The sequence below is a fragment of the Streptomyces sp. NPDC002838 genome, from assembly GCF_040295365.1.
Taxonomy (GTDB): Bacteria; Actinomycetota; Actinomycetes; order Streptomycetales; family Streptomycetaceae; genus Streptomyces.
Genome location: NZ_JBEOVF010000145.1, coordinates 1 through 1,767 on the forward strand (window position 1 = coordinate 1; position 1,767 = coordinate 1,767).

A 1,767-nucleotide genomic window follows, 5' to 3' on the forward strand; every position below is an offset into this window, starting at 1 on the left:
CGCTCCTTCTTGCCGTTGAGGCGGGTAGTGATTCAAGAAGTTCAGAGGATTAAAACGCCTTATGATGCTCAACTTTTATTGGTAGGGGCAGGGGGTGTCGGCTCTATTCCTATAACACGAGATGACGGCTCTAACTTAGAAGTATGGACCAATGTCAAATATTTAGACACAAAATGAGCTATATTTTTGGAAAGTCAACGAAAAACTAGACACGGAGTTAAGAGAATTTAAGAATTATATTTTTCAAAGTCTTTTGGAGACTTGTAATCAAGACCTGAATGCATCCTTTTTGTATTGTAATAGGTCTCAATGTATTTAAATATTTCTTGAGTAGCCTCAGCTCTTGTCTCAAAATGAGCATCATTAATAAGCTCCCTCTTTAGCGTCTTATAAAAAGACTCCATCATTGCATTGTCATATGGATTTCCTTTACGACTCATGCTAGATTGAGCACCGACTTGACGAAGAGTAGATTGATAACGAGAGCTTGTATATTGACTCCCTTGATCAGTATGGACAATCAAGCCAGGCTGAGGATGTTCTTTCCCACAAGCTTGTAAGAAGCAATCCCTCACCAGTTTATCTTGCATCCGTGAAGACATTGACCAGCCTACAATCTTACGTGAAAAAACGTCGATATTCACGGCTAAGTATAAGGTGCCTTCTTTGGTAGGGATATAGGTCATGTCTCCCAGCCATACTTTATTAGGAGCTGTTGCTTTAAAGATCTGATTAATTAAATTGGGTCTTGAAAGCGAAGCTCCTTTTCTGTTGTAATGTTTATATTTATAACGGCTTCCCTTGGCATAAAGTCCCATCAAGTGCATCAGTTTCCCAACACGTTTCGTGTTGGTCATAATACCAGTATTATGAAGTACCTTGGTAATTCTAACCGCACCATAGCGTCCCTTATGCTCATGAAAGACAGCTTTTATCTTCTCTGAGAGAATTTCTCTCTCCACTTGTTGTTTTGAAGGACGACGATGCATGTATTCATAGAAACCTGAGCGAGAAACCTTAAGAACTTTTACTGCATGCTTAATTTTTATCTTCCCATGATGTTTCAAGAGAAATTCAAAACGTTTTACTTGCTTCGCTTCAAGAAGACCCGGAACTTTTTTAGAAGTTCAAGTTCCTCCTGAAGATAACGATTTTCTTTCTCTAACAATTTAATCTTATGTTGGGCATTAGCTAGGGCTGTCCCATTGCCTGGAAAAGCACTTTCTCCATATTCTTCAACTTCTTGAACCCAGCGATAAAGACTATTGGCATGAACCTCAAGCTCTTGGCTGACTTCTTTAACAGAGAAACCCTCTTCAAGAATGAGTTTTACTGCAGAATTTTTAAATTGTTTATCGAATTTTCTTCTTGCCATAATAAACCTTTCCACGATTTCTCTTAACTTTGTGTCTAGTTTATTATAACCTTTCCAAACGCTTTTCTTTTTTATGTCTATTTATTTGATAATAGTCCATTCTATGAAACGTTTAAAAGAACGGACAGAAAATTATCAAGTACACGGTTTTACGGTGCTTTGGCTTATGGGGGAAAATTTATGGTTAAAAGACCAAATAACAAACCTTCAAAAAAATTTAGTCTATTTTTCAGAAAATAGAGGTTTCTATTATTGGGAATTAGATTTTAAAACTCAGAAGCTGAGATTGAAGACACTGATTCATGAAGATTTGAGTGGGAAAATTATTTATTTACAAGAAGAAATCCCTTTTGGGCAAGGACGACTTATTGAGCAATTACGACTGCCTTTTT

Annotated in this window: 2 protein-coding genes; one reads left to right on the forward strand and one right to left on the reverse strand. The window is 37.0% G+C overall.

What is annotated here, in order from left to right; all coding sequences use genetic code 11:
• Positions 1-227: 227 nt before the first annotated feature.
• Positions 228-1,375 (reverse strand): IS3 family transposase gene (locus ABT063_RS51950; protein WP_152023957.1). Its coding sequence is split into 2 segments (ribosomal slippage): positions 228-1,123 and positions 1,123-1,375, totalling 1,149 coding nucleotides; the frame shifts between segments, so codons are not numbered across the junction.
• A gap of 103 nt (positions 1,376-1,478) precedes the next feature.
• On the opposite strand from ABT063_RS51950, the gene ABT063_RS51955 reads away from it, so the two are divergent.
• Positions 1,479-1,767, forward strand: a 289-nt coding sequence (locus ABT063_RS51955; RefSeq protein ID WP_351069359.1) for a competence protein CoiA family protein, incomplete at its 3' end; no start/stop codon positions are given.